The sequence below is a fragment of the Streptomyces sp. CB02056 genome, assembly GCF_001905545.1.
Classification (GTDB): Bacteria; Actinomycetota; Actinomycetes; order Streptomycetales; family Streptomycetaceae; genus Kitasatospora.
The window spans coordinates 37,818-55,497 of record NZ_LIPD01000013.1 but is presented as its reverse complement, the minus strand read 5'-3'; the positions used below and the strand labels follow the sequence as shown (position 1 = coordinate 55,497).

Annotated in this window: 15 protein-coding genes; 4 read left to right on the top strand and 11 right to left on the bottom strand. The window is 74.1% G+C overall.

Features of this window, described 5'->3' with window-relative positions:
- Positions 1-69: 69 nt before the first annotated feature.
- Both ftsX and ftsE read right to left on the bottom strand, forming a co-directional pair.
- Entirely contained in the window at positions 70-981 is a 912-nt protein-coding gene (gene ftsX, locus AMK13_RS30785; RefSeq protein WP_049653435.1) for a permease-like cell division protein FtsX, read from the bottom strand.
- Positions 982-1,060: 79 nt separating this feature from the next.
- On the bottom strand, positions 1,061-1,750 hold the full coding sequence (gene ftsE / locus AMK13_RS30780; protein ID WP_049653434.1) for a cell division ATP-binding protein FtsE: 690 nt from the start codon (positions 1,748-1,750) through the stop codon (positions 1,061-1,063).
- A gap of 351 nt (positions 1,751-2,101) precedes the next feature.
- Here ftsE and AMK13_RS30775 point away from each other — a divergent pair, with 351 nt between their 5' ends.
- Positions 2,102-2,296 carry a hypothetical protein gene (locus AMK13_RS30775; protein WP_049653432.1) on the top strand — a complete coding sequence of 65 codons (195 nt, stop codon included), beginning with the start codon at positions 2,102-2,104 and terminating at the stop codon, positions 2,294-2,296.
- Between the two features lie 67 nt (positions 2,297-2,363).
- Here the strand turns inward: AMK13_RS30775 and prfB are convergent, their stop codons facing one another.
- From prfB to AMK13_RS30760, 3 genes are all read right to left on the bottom strand, one after another.
- Positions 2,364-3,476 carry a peptide chain release factor 2 gene (gene prfB / locus AMK13_RS30770; protein WP_049653430.1) on the bottom strand — a complete coding sequence of 371 codons (1,113 nt, stop codon included), beginning with the start codon at positions 3,474-3,476 and terminating at the stop codon, positions 2,364-2,366.
- 81 nt (positions 3,477-3,557) lie between these two features.
- Complete coding sequence (locus AMK13_RS30765) at positions 3,558-4,811, bottom strand: serine/threonine-protein kinase (protein ID WP_074005023.1); 1,254 nt, start codon at positions 4,809-4,811, stop codon at positions 3,558-3,560.
- A gap of 253 nt (positions 4,812-5,064) precedes the next feature.
- A complete protein-coding gene (locus tag AMK13_RS30760; protein ID WP_074005022.1) occupies positions 5,065-6,993 on the bottom strand; it encodes a serine/threonine-protein kinase in 1,929 nt (642 codons plus the stop codon).
- Positions 6,994-7,373: 380 nt separating this feature from the next.
- Here AMK13_RS30760 and AMK13_RS30755 point away from each other — a divergent pair, with 380 nt between their 5' ends.
- Entirely contained in the window at positions 7,374-10,211 is a 2,838-nt protein-coding gene (locus AMK13_RS30755; RefSeq protein ID WP_074005021.1) for an FHA domain-containing protein, read from the top strand.
- 324 nt (positions 10,212-10,535) lie between these two features.
- Here AMK13_RS30755 and AMK13_RS30750 read toward each other — a convergent pair whose 3' ends face one another.
- Together AMK13_RS30750 and AMK13_RS30745 are read right to left on the bottom strand one after the other, a co-directional pair.
- Positions 10,536-11,087, bottom strand: coding sequence for a hypothetical protein (locus AMK13_RS30750; RefSeq protein ID WP_049650826.1), 552 nt, complete (start codon positions 11,085-11,087; stop codon positions 10,536-10,538).
- Positions 11,088-11,101: 14 nt separating this feature from the next.
- Positions 11,102-11,524: an ATP-binding protein gene (locus tag AMK13_RS30745; protein WP_063780117.1), complete on the bottom strand. Its 423-nt coding sequence runs from the start codon at positions 11,522-11,524 to the stop codon at positions 11,102-11,104.
- 199 nt (positions 11,525-11,723) lie between these two features.
- On the opposite strand from AMK13_RS30745, the gene AMK13_RS30740 reads away from it, so the two are divergent.
- Positions 11,724-13,049 carry a tetratricopeptide repeat protein gene (locus AMK13_RS30740; RefSeq protein WP_074005020.1) on the top strand — a complete coding sequence of 442 codons (1,326 nt, stop codon included), beginning with the start codon at positions 11,724-11,726 and terminating at the stop codon, positions 13,047-13,049.
- A 357-nt stretch (positions 13,050-13,406) separates the two neighbouring features.
- Complete coding sequence (locus AMK13_RS30735) at positions 13,407-14,168, top strand: hypothetical protein (protein WP_241853103.1); 762 nt, start codon at positions 13,407-13,409, stop codon at positions 14,166-14,168.
- A 42-nt stretch (positions 14,169-14,210) separates the two neighbouring features.
- Here the strand turns inward: AMK13_RS30735 and AMK13_RS30730 are convergent, their stop codons facing one another.
- The 4 genes from AMK13_RS30730 to AMK13_RS30710 form a co-directional block, all read right to left on the bottom strand.
- Positions 14,211-15,149, bottom strand: coding sequence for a CU044_5270 family protein (locus AMK13_RS30730; RefSeq protein ID WP_143204676.1), 939 nt, complete (start codon positions 15,147-15,149; stop codon positions 14,211-14,213).
- Positions 15,146-15,778, bottom strand: coding sequence for an RNA polymerase sigma factor (locus AMK13_RS30725; RefSeq protein ID WP_074005017.1), 633 nt, complete (start codon positions 15,776-15,778; stop codon positions 15,146-15,148). Before AMK13_RS30725 ends, AMK13_RS30730 begins: the two co-directional genes overlap by 4 nt.
- Positions 15,779-15,919: 141 nt before the next feature.
- Positions 15,920-16,753, bottom strand: coding sequence for a hypothetical protein (locus tag AMK13_RS30720; RefSeq protein ID WP_241853102.1), 834 nt, complete (start codon positions 16,751-16,753; stop codon positions 15,920-15,922).
- 71 nt (positions 16,754-16,824) lie between these two features.
- Entirely contained in the window at positions 16,825-17,631 is an 807-nt protein-coding gene (locus AMK13_RS30710) for a hypothetical protein (RefSeq protein ID WP_143204675.1), read from the bottom strand.
- Positions 17,632-17,680: the final 49 nt, after the last annotated feature.

Sequence of the window (17,680 nt, the reverse complement as noted above, 5' to 3'; positions counted from 1 at the left end):
GACGGGCCCCGGAACGCCGACGGCCCCGGACGGCGCAGTGCCGTCCGGGGCCGTCGGGGCGTCCGGGAATCAGACCTTGAGGTACTTGCGCAGCGTGAAGAACGCCGCCACACCGGCCATGCCCATACCCACCACGATCAGCAGCGGTATCACCGCCAGCACCGAGCCGAGGCCGATGAAGTGGATGAACTGCACCCGGTCGGCCAGCCAGTTCTGGACGAAGAAGTGCCCGCCGATCAGCAGTCCGGAGGCCATCATCGCGCCCAGCAGCGCCGAGAAGGCCGCCTCGGCGATGAACGGCATCTGGACGTAGAAGTTCGACGCACCGACCAGGCGCATGATCCCGGTTTCACGCCGTCGGCTGTACGCGGACACCCGGACGGTGTTGACGATCAGCAGCAGCGCGACGAACAGCATCAGCACCATGATCACGAAGGCCGCCGTCTGGAGGCCGTTCAGCAGGCCGAACAGGTTCTCCAGGATCTTCCGCTGGTCCTCGACCGACTTGACGCCGGGCTTGCCGGCGAAGGCGCTCTGGATCACGTCGTACTTGGTCGGGTCGTTGAGCTTGACCCGCCAGGACTGCGGCATGGCGTCCGCGCCCAGGACGGAGATGAGCGGGTTGTCCGGGTTCATCTCCTTCCAGTGCTTGTACGCGTCGGCGGAGCTCTCGTAGGTGGACGACTGGACCACCGAGGTCATCTTGTCCAGCTGGTCCTTGATGTCCTGGACCTGCTGGTCGGTGGCCGCACCCTTGTCGCACTGGGGCGAGTTCCGGGCGTCCGCCTTGGTGCAGAAGTAGATGCTCACCTCGACCTTGTCGTACCAGTACCCCTTCATGGAGTTCACCTGGTCGCGGACCAGGAGCGAGGAACCGGCGAGGGCGAGGGAGAGCGCGACACTGACCACGACCGCGATGGTCATGGTCAAGTTGCGTCGGAGACCCACACCGATCTCCGACAGGACGAACTGGGCACGCATGCGGGAAACAACTCCAGGGTCGGTACTGCTCCGGGACTGGCGGTTCGGGCCGGCGGCCCTACGGGTCAGCGCTGGTCGGTCAGTGCTGGTACCCGTAGACGCCGCGGGCCTGGTCGCGGACGAGCAGCCCCTTGTCGAGCTCGATGACGCGCTTGCGCATCTGGTCGACGATGGCCTGGTCGTGGGTGGCCATCAGCACCGTGGTGCCGGTGCGGTTGATGCGGTCGAGCAGCTTCATGATGCCGACCGAGTTCTGCGGGTCGAGGTTGCCGGTGGGCTCGTCCGCGATGAGCAGCATCGGACGGTTCACGAAGGCCCGGGCGATCGCCACGCGCTGCTGCTCACCACCGGACAGCTCGCCCGGCATGCGGTCCTCCTTGCCGCCGAGGCCGACCAGCTCCAGCACCTCGGGCACCACCTTGTTGATGGCGCTCTTGGGCTTGCCGATCACCTCCAGCGCGAAGGCGACGTTCTGCGCGACCGTCTTGTTCGGCAGCAGGCGGAAGTCCTGGAAGACGGTGCCCAGCTGGCGGCGCATGTGCGGCACCTTCCAGTTGGACAGCTTGCCGAGGTCCTTGCCCAGCACGTGCACCGCCCCCGTGGTGGGGCGCTCCTCGCGCAGGCACAGGCGCAGGAAGGTGGACTTGCCCGAGCCGGACGAGCCGACCAGGAAGACGAACTCACCCTTCTCGATCTCCAGCGAGACGTTGTCCAGGGCGGGACGGTTCTGCTTGGGATAGGTCTTGGAGACGTTGTCGAATCTGATCACGGCTGCATCACGGAGGCCATCCTAGGCGGCGCCAGTCCTTGGGTCGGTCCGCCCCTGGGGCCCGGCCCGGGGGCGGTCGAAGGGAGCGCGGAGGGCCGCTCCCGGACTCGGACCATACGCGAATCGGCATCCGGCCCGCAGGGGCCGCCCGCGACAACGCCCGCCCCTTGGGAGAGAATGTCCGTTTATGCCCCGAAAATCGGGGGTCATCTCGCAGCCCGGGAGCCGGAACCGCCGGAACCTGGCAGAGTGGAGGGGGCGACCGCGTCACGGCCGCTCCCCCGTACAGGGCAGCACATGGAACCAAAGCCCCGTCCGGCGCGTTGGCTGTAGCAGCGAGGAGGAGATCGCATGACCTGCGACCATCTGGTGTGCGCCAACTGCAACGGCCGCGTCAGCGACGGGCGTTGCCCGGTGTGCCGGGCCAACCGGGCCCGGATCCAGGAGCAGCAGAGCCCGTTCGCCGCACTCTCCCCCGCGATGCTGCTGGCCCTGCTGGCCGGGCTGCTCGCGGTGGCGCTGATCGCGCGGCAGGCTCTGGCCTGACAACCCACGAGACGTACGACGAAGGCCCCCGACCACTGCGGTCGGGGGCCTTCGTCGTCGTCTGCCGCTACTCGGCGCTGGTCTCGCGCTGCTTGCGCCAGCGGATCCCGGCCTCGATGAAGCCGTCGATGTCGCCGTCCAGCACGGCCTGCGGGTTGCCGGCCTCGTACGCGGTGCGGACGTCCTTCACCATCTGGTACGGGTGCAGCACGTAGGAGCGCATCTGGTTGCCCCAGGAGCTGCCGCTGTCCTTGAGCGCGTCCATCGCCGCCTTCTCCTCCTGGCGGCGCCGCTCCAGCAGCTTGGCCTGGAGGACGTTCATCGCGGACGCCTTGTTCTGGATCTGCGAGCGCTCGTTCTGGCAGGAGACCACGATGCCGGTCGGGATGTGCGTGATGCGCACCGCCGAGTCGGTGGTGTTGACGCCCTGACCGCCGGGGCCGGAGGCGCGGTAGACGTCCACCCGGAGCTCGCCCTCGTCGATGTCGACGTGGTCGGACTGCTCGACGACGGGGAGCACCTCGACACCGGCGAAGGAGGTCTGCCGGCGGCCCTGGTTGTCGAACGGCGAGATGCGGACCAGGCGGTGGGTGCCCTGCTCGACCGAGAGGGTGCCGTAGGCGTACGGGGCCTTCACGGTGAAGGTCGCGGACTTGATGCCGGCCTCTTCGGCGTACGAGGTGTCGTACACCTCGGTGGGGTACCCGTGCCGCTCGGCCCAGCGCAGGTACATGCGCATGAGCTGCTCGGCGAAGTCGGCGGCGTCCACGCCACCGGCCTCGGCGCGGATGTTGATCAGCGCCTCGCGGGCGTCGTACTCGCCGGACAGGAGGGTACGGACCTCCAGCTCCTCGACCGCCTTCTGGAGGGCGACGAGCTCGTTCTCGGCCTCGGTGCGGGTGTCCGCGTCGTCCTCGGCCTCGGCGAGCTCGAACAGCACGCCCAGGTCGTCGATACGGCTGCGCAGGCCCTCGACCCGGCGCAGTTCGCCCTGGAGGAAGGAGAGCCGGCTGGTCACCTTCTGCGCGTTCGCGACGTCGTCCCACAGGGTGGGGGCGGCTGCCTCCTCCTCCAGGACCGCGATGTCGGCCCGGATCTTGTCCAGGTCGATGACGGCCTCGATCGACCCCATGGTCGTATCGAGGTTCTTGAGCTCTTCGGAAGGATCGACGGCTGCCACGCCCCCAGGGTAATGGTTCCGGGAGTGGTCATGACGACACCCCCGGTCCCCCCGGCCTCACGACGGCGGCCACGGCCCCGGCTACGGCGCCCACGGGGCCGTGCCGGACACCGCCGGACGGGCCGGGTGGCCGCCGTCCGGGACGGTGGCCGCGAAGGCCGTCCAGGCCGCGGCGGCGCCCGCCAGCAGCAGCACGGTGGCGATCAGCACGGCCAGCAGCCGGCGGCGGCGCAGCAGTGCCTGGCGGTCCCGGCGGTGACCCGGGGCGGCGCGCTGGGCGCGGGACTCGAGCGCGTACGCGGCCAGCTCGTCGGCCGACGGGCGGCGCAGGCTGGTGTGGGTGTCCCGGGTGGAGTCCGGGGCGGCGCCGGGCACCAGCGGGACGGCCGGGCCGCGGCGGCGCTTGTGGATGCCGGGGCCGGCGTCGATCTCGGCGTAGACGGCCTCGCCGGGGGTCAGCTGTTCCTCGGCCGGGGCCCGGCCCTGGCCGGGCACGGCGAGCACCGGCAGGCCGGCCAGCGAGGGCAGCTGCTCGCGCAGCCGCGAGGCCAGCTCGGCGGCGCGCAGCCGGGAGGCCGGGGCCTTGGCCAGGCACTCGGAGATGATCCGCCACAGCCCGTCCGGCAGGCCGGGGATCGGCGGGACCTGCTCGGTGACGTGCCGGCGCAGCACCGCGCCGGTGTGGCCGCCGCCGAACGGGGTGAAGCCGGCCAGCAGCTCGTACAGCACGGTGGCGAGGGCGTAGATGTCGACGGCGGCGCGCGGCTCCAGGCCCTCGATGATCTCGGGGGCGAGGTAGTCCGGGGTGCCGATGATCCGGGTGGCCCGGGTGCGGCGCGGGGCGTCGACCAGGCGGGCCACCCCGAAGTCGGTGAGCTTGGCGCGCGGGGCGCCGCCGGGGCCGGGGGCGGCGGCGAGGTCGAGCAGGACGTTCTCCGGCTTGACGTCGCGGTGGACGATCCCCGCCGCGTGCGCGGCGGCCAGGCCGTCGGCGACGTCGGCGATGACCGAGGCGGCGGTCTGCGGCGGCAGCGCGCCGTCCCGCTCCAGCCGGGAGCGCAGGTCGGTGCCCTGGACCAGCTCCATCACCAGGGCGAGGTCGCTGCCGTCCACCACCATGTCGCGCACGCCGACCACCCGGGGGTGGTCGAGGCTGGTCAGCGCGGTGCGCTCCTGGACGAAGCGGCCGACCAGCACCTGGTCGGCGGCGAGGTCCTCGCGCAGCAGCTTGACCGCCACCGGGCCGTCGGGCCCTTCACCGAGCCAGACCGTCCCGGCCGAACCCCGGCCGATCACCTGGTGGACGGTGTACCGGCTGCCGATCTTGCGTGCCAATGCTGCTCCGTGGGCGGCGCGGGAGCGCTCCGGGGGTCCGGCGCGCTCGGTGGGGCGGGACAACAGCGACCAACCTACGCGCCCGGAGGGCCTGCGGGGGCCGCCCGAAGGGCCCGGAGCGGGAGTCCCGGCCGAGAAATCTCGATAATTGTCGACATAGCGTCAATGTGGCCGCCCGGGCGGGCCGGAGGCCGGAACGCCGTCCGGACCCGGACCGGTTCCGGCTCCGGATCGGCTCCGGCCCCGGGCGGCGCTACTTGCCGAAGAGGCTGTTCGCCCAGTCGCGCGCCGAGTCGAACCAGCCCACGACGTTGTCCCAGTAGTGCGGCAGCGGCGTGAAGTTCCACAGCGCCACCCCGGCCACGGCCAGCACCAGCAGCACCATCAGACAGCCCTTGAAGCAGCCGAGCCCCGGGATGTACATCCGGTTGCGGCTGCGCGGGCGCGGCTCGCGGGCCGGCCCGGGCTCGCGGCGGGCCGGGGCCGGCGGCTCCTCGCGGCGCTGCGGCGGGGCCTCCCGGTACTGCGGCGCGGGCGGCTCGGCCCGGCGCGGCACCGGGGTGGGCGCGGGCGGCGGCGGATAGCCGCCCTGCGACTGGCCGTACCCGCCCGGGGCCTGCCGGTAGCCGCCGGGCGGCTGCGGACGGCCGCCCTGGCCCCGCTGGCCGCCCTGGCTTCCCGGGCCGGCCTGGCCCGCCTGGTAGGGCGGCGGGGCCACCGGCGGGCGCTGGGCGTAGCCGGGCGGGGGCGGGGCCTGGCGGTAGCCGCCGGGCTGCTGCCCGCCGGGGCGCCCACCCGGGGCGCCCTGGCCCGGCCGGTGCCCCTGGCCGCCGTGGCCGCCCGGTCCGGCCGGGCCCCCCTGCCCGGCCTGGTAGGGCTGCGGGGCGACCTGCGGCTGCGGGAGGTCCTCGTAGTCCTCCGGGCCGAAGTAGCCGACCTGGGTCTGCTGGTTGCGGTCCCGCGCCGCGCGCAGCTGGGTCTGCCACGGGTGCGGCGCCTCCTCCTGCGGCGGCCCGGCGGGCGGGGGCGGCGGCACGGCGGCGGGCGGCATCACCCGGGTGCGGTCCGGGGCGCCCTGCGGGGGCGGCGGCTGGGTGCCCATCACCGCGGTCGCCGCGGCCGGGTCGTACTGCCCACTGGTCGGCGGCAGCACCTGGGTGTGGTCCTCGGCGCCGGGGGCCGTACCGGGGACCATGAAGCCCGGGGCCAGGGCGCCCGGCACCGTCACGGGCGGCAGCGGCGGCACGCTGCCGGGGACGGCCGTCGGCTGCGGGTCCGGCAGCAGCAGGGCGCCGACCGCCAGCGCCTCGTCCACCGCCGCCGGGGAGGCGTGCACGCCGACCCCGGCCGCGACCACCCGCAGCGCGTGCGCCAGCGAGGTGGCACCGGGCCGCTGGGCCGGGTCCTTGCGCAGGCAGCGCTCGATCACCGTCCAGAGCGGCTCGGGCATGGTGCTGGGCCGCTGCGGCTCCTGGGCCAGGTGGGCCTGGAGCACGGCGAGGGCGCTGTCGCCCTGGAACGGCTGGCGGCCGGTGACCAGCTCGTACAGCATGATCCCGGCGCCGTACACGTCCACCGCGGAGGTCTGCGGACGGCCCTCGGCGGACTCCGGTGCGACGTAGGCGGGGGTGCCGACGAACTCGTGGGTGCGGGTGACGCCCGGGGAGTCGGCGAGCCGGGCGATGCCGAAGTCGGTCAGCAGCGGGTGCATCCGCTCGACGCCGTCCACCACGGTGGAGGCGAGCATCACGTTGGCCGGCTTGAGGTCGCGGTGGACGATCCCGTCCGCGTGGCTGGCCGCCAGCGCGTCCGCGACCTGGGCCATCAGCAGGGCGCCGGCGATCGGGCTGAACGGGCCGTTGGCGCGCAGGTAGCGGGCCAGGTCGGGGCCGTCCACCAGGTCCATCACCAGGGCCAGCAGCTCGCCCTCGACGACCAGGTCGCGGACCCGGACGATGTTGGGGTGGGTCAGCCGCAGCAGCAGGGAGCGCTCGCGCAGGAAGCGCATCACCACGTCGGGGTCGGCGGCCAGCTCCTCGCGCAGCACCTTGATCGCCACCCGCTGCCCGGGCGGGCAGCCCGGCACCTGGACGTCCTCGCGCACCACGCCGCGCCAGACGGTGCCGGTCGCACCCCGCCCGAGGGTCTCATCCAGCAGATACTTGCTGCCGACTGGCCGCACCTGTCGCACTCCTCGCCGTGCCGCCCGCGCGGGGCGCTCCTCCGCCGGTGCGGTGAGCCTGCCGGGCCCGTGTCTGCGGCCACTCTAACGGTGACCGTACGGGTTTTTGAGGTGGTCGGTAGGCCATCCGCACGGTCTGGGGAAGGGTTGGGGGAGATCCCCTAGGGAAGGTCCCGGGCACCCCGCGAGAGGACCGTCGACCTGACTCTCCGTCGCCCCGGTCACGGCCACGATCGCAAGATCGTCAAATCCGGTACGGTGCGCGGACCGTCCACGACGGATGGCAGGATGGACACTCGCCACTCGTGTGGCCCAACGGTGCCCTTGGCACCGGGCAGCGGCACCAGGCTTCACATCAGCAGAAGGGACCCGCGGGCGAGATGCAGATCCGGCTGACCGTCCTCCGACCGCGCAGCGGCCCGTCCGCCGCCGGCTCCGCCATTCCCTACGTGGACGTGCTGGTGACCGCGCCCGTCGGCACCGCACTCGGCGCCATCGCGGGCGCGCTCGCGGGTGCCGTGGGCGTGCGCGGGCCGCGGGCCGCCACCCACGTACACCTGTACGCCGGGGCGCACCGGGTCGACGAGCACACCCTGCTCGGCCACCCCCCGCTGCTCGACGGCGCCGTCCTCAGCCTGAACGAGCCCGACCCGACCGCCGACGACCCCGACGACGCCCCCGCCGCCGCCGAACTGCGGGTGGTCGGCGGCCCCGACGCCGGCGGCGTGCACCGGCTGCACGGCCGGGAGATCCGGATCGGCCGCTCCGCCGAGGCCGACGTCCCGCTCGACGACCCGGACGTCTCCCGGCTGCACCTCTCCCTGCACCTCGCCGAGGACGGCCGGATCTCCGTACGCGACCTCGGCTCCACCAACGGCACCGCCCTGGACGGCCGGCTCGTCCCGCCCGTCCCGCCGGAGGCCGCCGTCCCACTGGAGCCCGGCGCCGTGCTGCGGATCGGCGAGTCCACCCTCCAGGTGACCGCCCCCGACCCGGCCGAGGCCACCGGAGCCGTCCGCGCCGCCCTGCCGGACGGCCACGGCCACCTCCAGCTCGCCGCCCCCGGGCCGGTCCGGCCCGCACCGCCCGTGGTCGAGCCGCCCGCCGCCCCCGAACCCGCGCCCGGCCGCGGCCGCGGCCTGTTCTCCCTGCTGCCCGGCCGCGCCGCCGAACCGCCCGGTCAGGAGAGCGCCGAGCGCCACCACGCCGCGGTGCGGCTGCGCCAGACCGCCGCCCAGCGCGAACGCTGGCCCGACCTCGCCACCCTGCTGCTCAACGCCGTCGGCCCCGGCCCCCGGCTCTGGGAGCGCGGCCCCGGCCACCCCGACGCGCTCACCCTGCGGCTCGGCACCGCCGACCGCCCCGGCGGCCCCGGCACCACGCCCGGCACCATGCTGCCCGCCGTCCCGGTCACCCTCGACCTGCAGACCGCCGGCAGCCTCGGCCTCAGCGGCCCGCGCGAGCGCCTGGACGCGCTCACCCGCGCCGTCGTCGCCCAGCTCGCCGCGCTGCACCCGCCGACCGGGCTGAGCCTGGTCGTGGTCGACGCCGACCCGGCCCGCGCCGCCGAGGACCGCGTCGACACCTGGGCCTGGGCCCTGTGGCTGCCCCACCTGCGCCCGGTCGACGGCCAGGACTGCCGGCTGCTGATCGGCCTCGACGACGAACAGGCCACCGCCCGGCTGACCGAGCTCACCGCCCGGCTCAGCGGCCCCAGCGGCCTCGGCGGCCACCCCGCCACCGTGGTCGTGGTCGACGGCCGCCCGGCCACCGAGGCCGCCCGGCAGGCGCTCGACCTGCTGCTGCGCCAGGGCCCGGCGGTCGGCATCTTCCCGATCTGCCTCGCCGAGCAGCCCGAACTGCTCCCCCGGGGCCTCGGCGCCACCGCCCTGATCACCGGCGAGGTCGGCACCCAGCTGTCGCTGTCCCGGCCGGTCGCCCGCGGCCGGGAGACCCTCCACGAGGTCTCGCTGGACGCCGTCTCGGACGCCTGGGCCGAACGGCTCGCCCGGGTCCTCGCCCCGCTGCGCGAGGCCACCCCGGCCGCCCGCGGCCCGCTGCCCGACGTGCTGCGGCTGCTCGACCTGCTGCAGCTCGACACCGTCACCCCGGCCAAGCTGTCCGCCCGCTGGGACGCCCACGCCGGCGGCATCGGCGCCGCCACCGCCCTGCTCGGCACCACCCGGGACGAGCTCTGCACCCTCGACCTCGCCGACCCCGAACTCACCGTCCCCTCCCCCGACCCGGGCGGCCCGCACCTGCTGATCGGCGGCGCCCGCGGCTCCGGCAAGACCGAGCTGCTGCGCACCCTGGTCGCCTCGCTCGCCGTCTCCGAGCGGCCCGGGCGGCTCGCCGTCACGATCATCGAGGGCCGGGCCACCTCGGACGGCCAGGACGGACTGGACGGCTGCACCGAGCTGCCGCACGTCAGCGGCCGGGTGAACGCCGCCGCCGACCCGCGCGCCGCCCTGCTCGCGGCCGAGGCGCTGGAGGACGAACTCACCCTGCGGGAACGGCTGTTCGACGGGCTGGACTTCGCCTCCTGGCACGCCGCCCGGATCCTGGACGGGCAGAGCCTGGACGGGCCGGAGGCGGACGCCGAGCACCCCAAGGTCCCGGTGCCCGCCGCCGTCGGCGGCGGAGCGGCCACCACGCCCCGGATCATCCCGCCGCGCAGCGCGGAGGGCCCCCGCCCGACCGGCCCCGCCGCTCCCCCCGCCCGGCTGGTCGTCGTCGTCGACGACTACGACGCCCTGCTCTCCCCCACCTCCGCCGCCGGCCGCCCGCTCGCCCGCGCGCTGGCCGCCGTCGCCCGCCGCGGCGGACCGCTCGGCGTCCACCTCGCCGTCGCCACCGGCCGCCCGGAGGAGAGCGCCGGCACCGAGGTGGACGAGGCCGCGCTGCTGCGGATCGCCCTGCGCACCGAGGACCCGGCCGACTCCGACCTGCTGATCCACCTCGGCGACGCGGCCGCCCTGCCCGAGGACACCCCCGGCCGCGGCTACCTCCGCCTCCCGGACGGCGGCGTCACCGCCTTCCAGACCGCCCGGATCAGCGGCCGCATCCCGCGCACCGCCACCCTGCGGCCCACCGTCGTCGCGATAGACCCGCTCCAGCTCGGCGCCCCGCCGGCCCGCCGGCCCGTCCGCGAACTCGGCAACGGCCCCACCGACCTCGCCCTCCTCGCCAGCGCCCTCCAACGCGCCGCCGCCCGCTGACCCCTCCGGGGCCACCTCGCCTCGCACCCCGTTGCCGCTTCGGCCGACCCGAAGCGGCAACGGCATCAGGCACCACTCCCCGCACCGGAAGTCGTCAGGTCGACTTCCTGTGCGGGGAGAGCCACAACCGCCGCGCTCCTCGCCGCAGGTCGCCCGCCCGCCAGGACGACAAGGCCCAGGCGGGCCCGACCGAGAAGGGCCGGGCCGCCGGAACCGCCGCCGAGCAGCACTCACTTCACCCCGTCATCCGCCGCCGCTTCGGCCTTGCCGAAGCGGCGCCGGGCCACTCCTGCGCGAGAAGTCGGCCGGGCCGACTTCTCGCGCTTACGGGTGGGTTGCGCGGGCGCGGCAGCGGGTGAGGGCGTAGGTGATGCGGCGGTCGGAGGGGAGCGTGGTGGCGAGGAGTTCGCCGGCCGTGACGAGGGTGGTCCAGTAGAGGGCGGGGTCGCCGGTGCGGGGAAGGGGATGCGCGGCGGCGAGGGAGAGGTACGCGGAGATGAGGTTGCCGGTGGTGAACCAGCGTTGGAGGCCGTGGTGGTGGCCCGGTCGGATGCCGCCCATGGCGTCGATGGCGACGAGGAAGTGTTCGACGACGGCGAGTTCGGTGTCGGTGAGCGACTTGGGGACGTCGAAGACGCCGAGGGCTTCGAGGAGTTCGCCGGTGTCGGTCTCGGTGTCGGGGCGGGGGTCGGCGAGGAGGGCGTCGTAGCACTCGGCCAGGCGGCGGGTGGTTTCGGCGTGGGGGATGTCGAGGGCGAGGCAGACGGCGCGCGCGACGGGCAGGGGCGGGTGGCCGAGGCGGGCCAGGAGGGCGTAGGTCGCGGCCGGGGTGGCCCCACGGGAGAGGGTGTGCCGGGCGAGGGTGACGAGGTTCATGGAAGAAGCGGCTCTCAGGCGAGGGTGGTGACGGGGGCGATATGGGCCCAGACGAACTTGCCGATACCACAAGGGCGGGCGGCGCAACCCCACCGTTCGGCAAGTTCGTCGACAAGGAACAGACCGCGCCCCTTCTCATCGTCGGGGACGGCGGTCCGGAGGATCGGCCGTCCGGTGCCCGCATCGTGGACTTCGAGGCGCAAGCGGGAGCCGGTGAGAGCGAAGCGGACCTCGATGTGGCGGTCGTCGGGGGCGTCGGAATGCAGGACGGCATTGGCGAAGAGCTCGCCGAGGAGCAGTTCGGCGGTGTCGCGGTAGCGGTCCCCGGAGGGCAGCCCGGAGAGGAAAGCCCGGAGCAAGTACCGGGCCAGGGGAGCGGATTCGGTCCGCGCGTCGAGGCGTGCGACGAACATGCGCGGGCGGCGGGACATCAGCATGGGGGCACCTCGAAGGGGAACGCGGACGGGACCATTCGCACCACGGCTGGTGATTGGCCGATGACGAACAGTCAACATCCATGCCCTGCGGTCGGCTATGGTCGGGGCGCGCCCGGACGTTGAAACCCTTGAAACCCACCTGCCAGGGGGAACTGTCGTGCGAACCGACCGTGGGCCGAACCACAGGCTCGCCTCACTGATGGCCGAAGCCGCCTGGGGCAACGGCGATTTGGCTCGGGCCGTCAACCGGACCGGCACCGAGACCGGGCAGCGGCTGAAGTACGACGCCTCGGCCGTCTCCCACTGGCTCAGCGGCACCTCGCCTACGGCGAAGGCCCTGCCGGTCGTCCTGGAGACACTGGCGCGGAGGCTCAAGCGGCCGATCACCGCCGTCGAGGCCGGATTCCGCGGGACACCTACCCCTGTTGAGCAGCCGACGGATACGGTGTCAGGGCTGATCGACCTGGGGAGCCTCGATATGGACCCGTCCCGGCGCGGAATCCTCACGGCCGGCCTCTACTCGGTGGCCCTCACCATCCCCGGCTGGCCCGACGTGGTGGGCCGCTTCGAGAGACTGCGGACCGACCCCCACCTGCGGATCGGCATGGCGGAGGTCCAGGCGGTCGCGGCGATGACCGAGCGGATCAGCGACCTGGACGACCAGTTCGGCGGCCGGATGACCCGTCCGATGGCCGCCTCGTTCCTGGTCAACACGATCGTCCCGTACCTGCGGGCGGACGCCGGTGAGGACGTCCGCAAGGCCATGCTGTCGGCCGCCGCCGACCACTGCTACCTGACCGGCTACATGGCCGTGGACGAACGCCACGACTCCCTGGCCCAGCGCTACTACTTGAAGGCCCTGGAGCTGGCCGGGCACGCGGGCGACCACCTCACCTACTGCACCACCCTGCGCGGCATGAGCGTCCAAGCCGTCAATCTCGGCCACGGCAGCAGCGCCCTGCGGCTCGCGGACGCCGCCTCGGCCGCTTCCCCGGAGGCCGGTCCCCGCATGAGGGCCTTCCTCGCCGGCCAGCAGGCCCACGCCCTCGCCCAGACCGGGGACAGGATCGGAGCCCTGCTCCACCTGCGCACAGCGGAAGTCGCGATGGATCAGGCCGAGTCGAAGGCGAAGGTCGTCGGCCGCTACGATCCGGCCGCCCTCGCGTACCACGTCGCCCAGGTCAACTACGAGCTCGGCGACCGCGATGGCGCGATCCGCGCGCTCCAGCACTCCGAGAAGCTCCGCCCCCCGGTGTACCGCGGGTCCCGCGTACGCGCCCTCGCCATGCTCGCCGAGTGGCAGCTCGGAGCCGGCCGGCTGGAAGAGGCTGTCCAGAGCTGGCACCTCGCCCTGGACGACTATCCGACCATCCAGTCCGGCCGGGCCGACGACCGCTTCCGCTCGATGCTCTCCGCGACCCGGCCGCACCGCCGCAACCCCCACGTGCGCGGGCTCCTCGAACGCGCCCGCCCCATGGCGGGCGGCCGAGGACCGGCGCGAACGGTACGGGAGACCAGGGCATGACCAGCGGCGAACCGGGCGTGAAGCTGTTGACGAGCGGCGGGGTTCCGGACGGGCCGTCGCACGCCGCCCTGTCCTACTACCTCGGCCCGCATCGACTCGCTCGGTGCTCCTGAACACCTCGCCCGGCGTGGGGGCGCACTCGGCGCGGGGGGCTTGGGCTTCACGCTCGAACGGTTCGCACTCTTCGTAGTCGCTGTGCTACTTTCCGCATCATCAACAGAACATAGGAGACCCCGGCGGTGGTGGAACACCCCGGGGTCAGGCACCAGGAGAACGAAGCTCCAGATGCGGATTCATCGTAGCGTTCATTCGCGCGCGTTCAGCGTGCTTCCGAACGGCCTGTTGCAGGACCGGCGGTTGAGTTACACCGCTCGTGGCCTCCTCGCCGACCTGCTCTCCCGCCCCGACGGGTGGCGGGAGGACGGGCGGCAGATGGCGGACAGCAGTCCGCAGGGGCGGGGCGCCGTCCGACGGGCCCTCAAGGAGCTGAAGGACGCCGGGTACTACCGGGTCGACAGGGTCCGGATGCCCGACGGGACGGTCCGGTCCGAGGCCCACGTCTTCGACACCCCGCAGCCCGAACCGACTGTCCCCCGCCCGGCCTCCGGTGGAGGGAGTTCCGGCCGCGCTGTCACCCCTCCCGTAAAGGACCCGGGACAAGAACCCACCCTCCCGGATGAACGGACGCGGGCCGCCGTGGCCACCCTGTTCCGGGTGATCCGGCCCGAACCCCGCCTGCGCCTCGGCGAGGCCGAGGCCCGCGCGCTGGCACCACTCGTCACACAGTGGCTGGAACGGGGCTGCGACGAAGCCGAGTTGGCCCACGCCCTGCTCCCCGGACTGCCGCAGCCGATGCACTCCCCGGTGGCGATCCTCCGGGACCGCCTGCAACGGAAACTGCCGCCGGAACGAGCCGCGCCCCCACCGACGCCGTACGCCGAGTGCGGCCGCTGCCACGATCCGGTGCCCCGCCCCGGCATCTGCCGCGCCTGCGCGGGCCTCGGCACGAGAACCGTCGCCGTCGGCACCGGCGCGCCCGCCACCCCCGGAGGCGTCGCCCGCGCCCGCGCCGCCCTACGGGGGTGGCAGTCGCCGTCCGCCGTGGCGGTCGGCGGCTGACCCTCCATCGCACCATCGCCGCCTGCAGAAGCGCGCCTCTCCTCAGGGACGGGTGCCGGGCTGGTCGACGACGGCGCGGGCGAGGACGGCCATCTGGCTGGTGATGTCGCCCTTCCTGAAGGTCGCGCCGTCGGTGACGGCGACGCTGCGCTCGCCGAGGTAGGTGTAGTCGGTGCTGTCGAAGATCCACTGGACCTCGGCCCTCGCACCGCTGTCCCGGCGCGCGACCGCGATGCCGGGGCGGCCTGCCGCGTCGGTCACCGAGTCGACCACCCTGACGCCGGGGATCTTCGCGGCCGCCCGGTAGAGCGCAGCGCTGACGGCCGGTGGGGCGATCTGGTCGCGCAGGAGGTCGCCGACGGTCCTGAACGCCTCCTCGTCGGGGCCGGGCCCGTGGCCTTCGGTGTCCGCGTGGATCCTGGCCAGCAGCGCATCCGGGTCGGTCGGCAGGGCGGCGACGTAGGCGTAGCCGCCGAACCTCCCGGCGTTCGGCACGGGTTCGGCCTCCCCGTGCTCGTCGCTTCCTCCGGGGTTCGGCAGGTGCCCGTCCACGAGCAGCAGTCCCCGCTTGCTGCCGTCAACGGACGTCCAGAGCTCCCGGGTCTGCGGCGCCTCGCCCTGCGACTTCGCCCAGTCGTCCAGGCTCTTCACGTAGACGAACTGGTCCCCGCGCGCCGCCGGGGCGGGCTGCTGTTCGGCGGCCCGCGCCGCGCGGTCCAGGACCACGGCCGCGACCGGCCGCGTGGGGTCGGCGCCCCGCTCGGTCGGCCCGCCGACTAGCACCAGGGACAGCGCCAGGCCGCCCGCCAGCGCGGGCAGGGCCACCCAGCCGAGCCGCTTCCGCCGGGGCGCGGCCGCCGGCCCGCGCGCGAACTCGCTCATCAGGTGCCCCCGCAGCTGCCGCCGGCGGTCGGCGGGGAGCCCCGGTCCCGTGGGCGGTGGCAGCAGTTCGTCCTCGTTCATCGGATTCATCGGACTCATCGGGTCCTCCCCGGTGTCGTCGACCTGGCCGCTTCGGTGCGGCCACCCCGTACCTGTCCGGTGTCCGGAGCGGGTTCCCGCCCGCCCCGGAGCTCCTCGTCCACCAGCGCGCGCAGCTTGGTGCGGGCGCGCGAGAGCCGGGAGCGCACCGTGCCGATCGGCACCCCGAGTGCCTCGGCCGCGCTCACGTAGTCCAGGCCCGCCAGGACGCAGAGGCCGAACACCTCGCGCTCCGCCTTCCGCAGCCCGCCCAGCGCCCGCCGCACGGCGGCGAGCCGGGCGTCGTCGTCGAGCCGCCCGGCCAACTCCTCGGCGAAGTCCGGCAGGACGCCCCGGTCGGGCAGCCGCGCCAGCGCCGCCCGGTGCCGCCGGGCCGCCCGGGTCGTGTTGCGCAGGACCTGGGCGGCTATCCCGAACAGCCAGGGCCGCACCGGCCCGTCGTCCTCCCGCAGCCTGCCGCGCAGGCGCCACGCTTCGAGGAACGTCAGCTGGACGACGTCCTCCGCCACGGCCCGGTCCCCCACCACCCGCACCGCGTACCGGTACAGATCGTCCGCCGTCTCATCGAACAGCTCCCCGAACGCCCACTGGTCGCCGCTCCTCAATCGCGCCCGCTGTGACAGTTCCACACCCCCACCTGTCCGCACGGGCCGCCGGGTTCCCGCCGGAGCACGGCAGAGCACGGCAGAGCACGGCAGAGCACGGCAGAGGGCCCCGCCGAACCGGACGGTTCGGCGGGGCCCTCATCGACCGGTCGGACGATCAGACGGTCAGGCGCACTTGATGTCGCGGTTCACCGCGGCCATCCCGGCGACCTTCCCGGCGTCCACCGTGAACTCGTACTGCCAGCCCGGCTGCCCCTCGACCGGCAGCACGTACCTGCCGCTCTTGTCCTGCTGGAGGCCCTTGGCGCCGTACGCCTGCTGGAGCGCCTCCAGGGTGGAGCCGGCGCCGATGCCCTCGGCCGTCCTGGCCTCCGCCGGGGCGGCCAGCTCGCGCAGGCCCGCCTCCGCGAAGGAGACCCGGCCGGTGGTCAGGTACGTCTTGTCCTTGGCCTCCTGCGCCACCCTCAGGTCGACCAGGGCCATCGTCGAGTCGGCGATCAGCTTGGCGGCGGCGGCCGAGTCCTTGGCCCCGGCAGCGGAGCCCGCGGCGGCGGCCGCCGCGTCCTTGGCGGAGGCGTTCGGCGGCAGGGTGCCCGCCGGGGCGGGCGCCTTCCCACTGGCCGCGTCGGCCTTGGCGCTGAGGTCCTTGTAGCGGGCCTCGGTGGCCGCCTCGGCGGCCATCCGGGCCTGGTCCGGCGCCGGTCCGCCCTTGTAGACGAAGTCCGTGCAGCCGCCGAGCAGCGAGACCGGTGACGCCTCCAGGGCTCCGGTGGCCAGCCCGGCGTCCTTGGCCATGCCCGGCTTGATCCCCTGGTACCCGGCCGCCGCGAAGGCCTCCGGGCCCTTCGTCGTGGGCGCCGCCGAGGGTGCCGCGGCGGCGCCCCCGGCCTTCGCCGAGTCCTTCTTGTCGTCGGACGAGCAGGCCGCCGCCGAGGCGGCCAGCAGTACTACCGAGATGCCCACGCCCACCGCGCGGACCGTGGCCCGGTTCTTCCCCATGTCACAAACCCCCACATGATCTTTCGAGGGTCACCGTACCGAGGGTGCGGCCATGATCCACAACCGGTTTCTCAGGCGCAGTAGGTGTTGTGCTTCACCAGGGCGAGCCCGGCGACCTTGCCGTCGGCCATGGTGAACTCGTAGAACCAGTCCGGGCCGCCGCTGCCGCTCTCGGACGGGAGTTCGTAACCGCCCTCCTTGATCGGCTTGAGGTCCCTGCCCTCGTAGGCGCGCTTGAGCTCCTCCTCCGTCGAGCCGGCGCCGATGCCCTCGGCGGTGCGGGCGCCCGCCGGGGCGACCAGCTGGCGCAGGCCCTCGGTGCCGAAGTTGACCCGGCCGGTGGTCAGGAAGGCCTGGTCCCGGTTCTTGCGGGCGGGCCCGAGGAGGTCCAGGTCCTTGTAGAGCACGGCCATCTCCCGCCGCCCCGCCTCGGTCTGGTCGAGCTGCTCCCGAAGGCCCGCGAGGTACTCCTGCAGTTCCTTCGACGAGGCCCCGGACGGCGGGGACGCGAGCGGCTTCCTGGCCGCCTTGATCTCGTCGATCCTGGCCAGGGCCTTGTCTGCCTTCGTACGGACCTCCGCCTCGGCCGCCATCCGGACCGGGTCCGGCGCCGGGCCGCCCTTGTACGCGTAGTCGGTGCAGCCGTTGAGCAGCGAGACCGGAGACGGCTCCAGGGCTCCGGAGGTGAGCGCCTCCTCCTTGGTCATCGAGAGCTGGAGCCCGCGGTAGCCGGCGGCGCCGAACGGCTGCGGCGGTGTACTGGCCGCCGCCTCGGCAGCGCCGCCCCCGTCTCCCCCGCAGGCCGCCGCTCCGGCCATGACCAGCGCCGTCGTCAGTACGGCCCCGGCCACGCGCCCGCCGCGCGTCGTCCCCACCATGATCATCTCTCCTTCGTCGACCGCACACGGTAGCGAACGTGCGGGCACG

Excerpts from the sequence above, each read along its gene's own strand:
- ftsX (WP_049653435.1), bottom strand. The coding sequence starts at position 981 with ATGCGTGCCCAGTTCGTCCTGTCGGAGATCGGTGTGGGTCTCCGACGC.
- AMK13_RS30775 (WP_049653432.1), top strand. The coding sequence starts at position 2,102 with ATGACCTGCGACCATCTGGTGTGCGCCAACTGCAACGGCCGCGTCAGC.
- AMK13_RS30755 (WP_074005021.1), top strand. The coding sequence starts at position 7,374 with ATGCAGATCCGGCTGACCGTCCTCCGACCGCGCAGCGGCCCGTCCGCC.
- AMK13_RS30750 (WP_049650826.1), bottom strand. The coding sequence starts at position 11,087 with ATGAACCTCGTCACCCTCGCCCGGCACACCCTCTCCCGTGGGGCCACC.
- AMK13_RS30745 (WP_063780117.1), bottom strand. The coding sequence starts at position 11,524 with ATGCTGATGTCCCGCCGCCCGCGCATGTTCGTCGCACGCCTCGACGCG.
- AMK13_RS30740 (WP_074005020.1), top strand. The coding sequence starts at position 11,724 with ATGGCCGAAGCCGCCTGGGGCAACGGCGATTTGGCTCGGGCCGTCAAC.
- AMK13_RS30730 (WP_143204676.1), bottom strand. The coding sequence starts at position 15,149 with ATGAGTCCGATGAATCCGATGAACGAGGACGAACTGCTGCCACCGCCC.
- AMK13_RS30720 (WP_241853102.1), bottom strand. The coding sequence starts at position 16,753 with ATGGGGAAGAACCGGGCCACGGTCCGCGCGGTGGGCGTGGGCATCTCG.
- AMK13_RS30710 (WP_143204675.1), bottom strand. The coding sequence starts at position 17,631 with ATGGTGGGGACGACGCGCGGCGGGCGCGTGGCCGGGGCCGTACTGACG.